Origin of the sequence: Variovorax sp. WDL1, assembly GCF_001541225.1 — a bacterium.
GTDB lineage: Bacteria > Pseudomonadota > Gammaproteobacteria > Burkholderiales > Burkholderiaceae_C > Variovorax.
In genome coordinates this window covers 24535-28764 of the sequence record NZ_LMTS01000285.1, presented here as the reverse complement: position 1 = coordinate 28764, position 4230 = coordinate 24535, and the positions used below count along the sequence as shown (strand labels likewise).

General features: G+C 66.4%; 4 protein-coding genes and 1 pseudogene. 4 read left to right on the top strand and 1 reads right to left on the bottom strand.

Annotation, left to right across the window (positions count from 1 at the left end):
- Positions 1-450: pseudogene (locus APY03_RS34345) on the bottom strand (hypothetical protein); the annotation flags it as partial.
- Positions 451-1262: 812 nt separating this feature from the next.
- On the opposite strand from APY03_RS34345, the gene APY03_RS34340 reads away from it, so the two are divergent.
- The 4 genes from APY03_RS34340 to APY03_RS40905 form a co-directional block, all read left to right on the top strand.
- On the top strand, positions 1263-1922 hold the full coding sequence (locus tag APY03_RS34340) for a PepSY-associated TM helix domain-containing protein (protein ID WP_068684418.1): 660 nt from the start codon (positions 1263-1265) through the stop codon (positions 1920-1922).
- A gap of 61 nt (positions 1923-1983) precedes the next feature.
- The gene (locus tag APY03_RS34335) at positions 1984-2484 is read left to right on the top strand and encodes a DUF2271 domain-containing protein (protein WP_443082861.1); all 501 of its coding nucleotides are present in this window, start codon (positions 1984-1986) and stop codon (positions 2482-2484) included.
- A gap of 68 nt (positions 2485-2552) precedes the next feature.
- Positions 2553-3362 (top strand): DUF4198 domain-containing protein, encoded by an 810-nt coding sequence (locus APY03_RS34330; protein WP_068684404.1) that lies wholly within the window; start codon positions 2553-2555, stop codon positions 3360-3362.
- A gap of 67 nt (positions 3363-3429) precedes the next feature.
- A partial coding sequence (locus APY03_RS40905; protein WP_232324520.1) for an FAD:protein FMN transferase occupies positions 3430-4230 on the top strand: 801 nt, incomplete at its 3' end.

Here is a 4230-nt window from a genome sequence, read left to right as displayed (position 1 = left end):
GGCGGGGGCAGGGGCGGGCGCGGGGGCGGGCTTGGAGGTGTAGTCGGTCTCAGGCGCAGGACCGGCCGAAACGCATGATTTCGCCGTCATGAACGCAGGGTCGCCACCGAAGAACGTGTTGGTGCAATCGGCCGTCCCGCTCACCGACCTGGTGATCCAGCGCGAGTCGGCGCCGTACTTCACCAGCGTGGGCGCAGGCACGGTGAACGAGCCACCTTCCTGCGCGAGCACGGTTCCCGCGGCAGGCGCGGCCTGCACATAGCAGGCCTTCGCCACGTACTCGAGCGGGTCGCGGCCGAAGGTCGCATTGCTGCACGCCACGGTGCCGGAGAGATCCTTGCTCATCCAGGTCGAATTCGCGCCGTACTGCACGAGCGTCAATGAGGACAGGTTGAATGCCTGGCCTTCCTCGGCGACCTTGACCCAACCGGATTCGAGCTTGCTGAGCACTACATCCTTGCTTGCGGCGGGCTCGACGGCCGCTGCGGTTGTCGACGCGCTCGTCGACGACATCGGCGACGCTGTCGACGCATCCGTGCCTTGAGGGAGAGCGAAGCTGCCGCCTGGGCCGCTTCCGCCCCCTCCGCAACCTGCGAGTGCACCTGCTGCAACACAAAGCAGAAGCGCGCATTTGTCGATCCTTTTCACGCCGAATCTCCTGGTCAATCTGTAAATTGAGAAAAGAAATCCCCTGCGCCTCTAAAAGGGCGCAAAAGAATTGCTGAATAAATGATTAAAAAACGGAGCGGCTAATTGCCGCGTGGGCTAGAGGGGTGTGGCACGTTCTCTGTGCCCGACCCTGTGCGGGTGGATCTGGGGGGTGCAATCCACCTGTAGTTGGTTATTTGAGTACTTAAGTAATCTGCATTGACTGCACCTGGTCGCGGCGGCTGGCTACGAGAGGTTCTTCATGGTGTTGCTTTTAGTCGTGTCAATAGTTTTCGGGCTGATCTATTGTCGGACAACTGCTCGAATTTGTGTCGGACAAATGCCGCAGGACCGGCAAAACTTCACACCTTTCCCTCCGTCACATCGGAATTTGCTGCTATGAAGTAGTTCGGCTTAATAACTATTTCGGGTACATTCAGCTCTTTTTTTTGCGTCATCCAAAAACGTCTGGATTGAAATTAAGTTGAAAGAATTAGAGAGCCCCTAATTTCCAATCGAGCTGGTGAACGCAAGAGCGAGTCAGCGGGTGCGCCGCCCCACTGTCACGCTCAAATGACAGTGATTCTCATTTGTATGGCTACAATCGCGCTCCGATGAGCGCCTCTGCCACCACTGTCACCGCCCCCTCTCGACGCCGTTCCTACTGGCTCAAGACCCTGCACGAATGGCACTGGGTCAGCTCGGCGCTGTGCCTCGTCGGCATGCTGCTGTTCAGCATCACAGGCATCACCCTCAACCATGCGTCGCAGATCGAGGCGCGGCCGGCCGTGACGCACAAGACCGACACAGTCGATGCCGCGCTGCGCGGGCAACTGGCCGGCCTGCAGCCGGATATCGCGAAGACCACCAAGGGCAAGGCCGAGCTGCCGGCCGAACTGCAACGCTGGGTGCAGGCGCAGTGGGGCGTCGATACGGCCGGCAAGGAGGCGGAGTGGTCGCAGGACGAGGTCTATCTCTCGCTGCCGCGCCCGGGCGGCGACGCCTGGCTGCGTATCGGGCTCGAGGACGGCGAGGCCGAGTACGAGCTGACCGACCGCGGCTGGATTTCCTACCTGAACGACCTGCACAAGGGGCGCAACACCGGCGCGGCCTGGAGCTGGTTCATCGACGTCTTCGCGGCGGCGGCGCTGCTGTTCTCCCTCACCGGCCTGCTCATCCTCAAGATGCATGCGGGCAACCGGCCCTTCACCTGGCCGATGGTGGCCATGGGGCTGCTGGCGCCTTTCCTCCTCGCACTCCTCCTTGTCCATTGATCGAAACCCGAAGAAGAAAGGTCTTTTCGTGCACATCCGCTATTCACTCGCGCCCGTTGCCATGTCGGCAGTGTTCGGGGCGCCCGCATTGGCGGCGAGCCTCGCAGTCAACATCGAGGTGCCGCGCCTCAATGCCGCGGAATACCACCGGCCTTACGTGGCGGCGTGGATCGAGCGGCCCGACAACACGCCGGCCGCGACCCTTGCGCTCTGGTACGACGTGCGCACCAAGACCAACAACCCCGAGGGCGAAGGCACGAAATGGCTGAAGGACCTGCGCCAGTGGTGGCGGCGCGGCGGCCGCGAGCTCGCAGTGCCGGTCGACGGCGTGACCAGCGCCACCAAGCCGGCGGGCAAGCACCAGCTGAACTTCGTGGAAGGCACCGGCGCGCTCCCCAGGCTTGCACCGGGCGCATACAAGCTGGTCGTCGAGGCGGCCCGCGAGGTCGGCGGCCGCGAGGTCGTGAGCATCCCGTTCCAGTGGCCGCCCGCAAGTGCGGCGCAGCCGGTGGCCGCCGGCAAGGAAGAGCTCGGGGAGATCCGGCTCGAGCTCAGGCCGTAGTGGTCATGCACCGCAACAGCCCGCCAGGCAGCCTGCCAGGCCGTTTTTCTACAACCAGAGGAGTCTTCATGATCCAGCCCGCCGTGCGCCTCGCCGCTCTCGCTTTCGCACTGTCGTGCGCCGTCCCTGCCGTGCAGGCCCACAACGCCTGGCTGCTGCCATCCACCACCGTGCTGTCGAAGGGCGACACTATCACCGTCGATGCGGCGGTGTCGAACGACCTGTTCGTCGCCAACCATGCGCCGCTGCGGCTGGACGGCCTGCAGATCGTCGCGCCCGACGGCAACCTGATCAAGCCCGAGAACGAAGCCAGGCTCAAGCACCGCAGCGTGTTCGACGTGCCCGTGGCGCAAGCGGGCACCTACCGCATCGCCGTGCTGAACAACGGTGTCTTCGCGAGCTGGAAGGACAAGGCCACGGGCCAGAACAAGCGCGCGCGCGGCACGCCCGAGAGCATCGGCAAGGAGATCCCTGCCGATGCGACGGACGTGAGCATCACCCAGTCGGCAGGCCGCATCGAGACCTTCGTCACCGTCGGCAAGCCCAGCACGCTCAAGCCGATCGGCCAGGGCCTCGAACTCGTGAGCACCGGCAGCCCGACCGATCTGGTCAAGGGCGAGAAGTCGACCTTCGCGCTGCGCATCGACGGCCAGCCCGCCAAGGACCTCGAAGTGACGGTGACCGCCGGCAACACGCAGTACCGCGACAAGCTGAGCGAAGTCAAGCTCAAGACCGACGACAAGGGCCAGTTCAGCGTGACATGGCCCAGCGCCGGCATGTACTGGCTCGATGCCTCGACGCGCGACAGCAAGACCACCGTGCCCCAGGCCAAGGAGCGCCGGCTGAGCTACGCGGCCACGCTCGAAGTGGCACCGTGAGCGCCCCCCGGCCGCCCGAAGGGGCTCGCACCGCAACCGGAGGCGAGGCGACTGCGATGAGCGCCCCTTGAAAGCCGCTGCCGCGCCCGCACCGGCTCCTTCCTTCGCACGCCGGCTGGCCGATGGCTATGCCGCCGCGGCGATGCCGCGCCGCGCCGATCCGTCCCGCCTGCAGCGGCTGGACGGGCGCACCATGGGCACCACCTGGTCGCTGCGCTTCGACAACCCGCGCATGCTCGCGCTCGAAGAGGTGCGCGCCGCCGTCGAGGATGCGCTCGGCCGCGTCGTGGCGCAGATGAGCCATTGGGAGCCCGACTCCGACATCAGCCGCTTCAACCGCGCGCACGCCGGTTCGCGCCACCGTTTGCCCGCCGAGTTCGCCACCGTGCTGGCTTGCGCGCTCGACTGGGCACGCGCCAGCGCAGGCGCGCTCGACCCCACCGTCGCGCCGCTCGTGGCCTGCTGGGGCTTCGGCCCCGAGGCTGCCTCCGCCGCGCCCGATGCGCACGCGCTGAGCGAAGCCGCCGCGCGCGTGGGCTGGCAGCGCCTGTGCTTCGAACCCGGCGATGCCAGCGTGCTGCAGCCGGGCGGCGTGGTGCTCGACCTGTCGGGCATCGCCAAGGGCTTTGCGGTCGACCACGGCATCGAAGCCCTGCGCGCGCTCGGCCTGCGCGACCTGTTGCTCGAGGTCGGCGGCGAACTGCGCGGCGCGGGCCGCCGCCCCGGCGGCCTGCCGTGGCAAGTGCAGGTCGATGCGGGCAGCGGTCCGGCGCTGCGCGTGCCGCTGGCCGACATGGCGGTCGCGACCTCCGGCGACCGCTGGCACGTGCGGGAGGATGCGGGCCGGCGCTGGTCGCACAGCATCGAT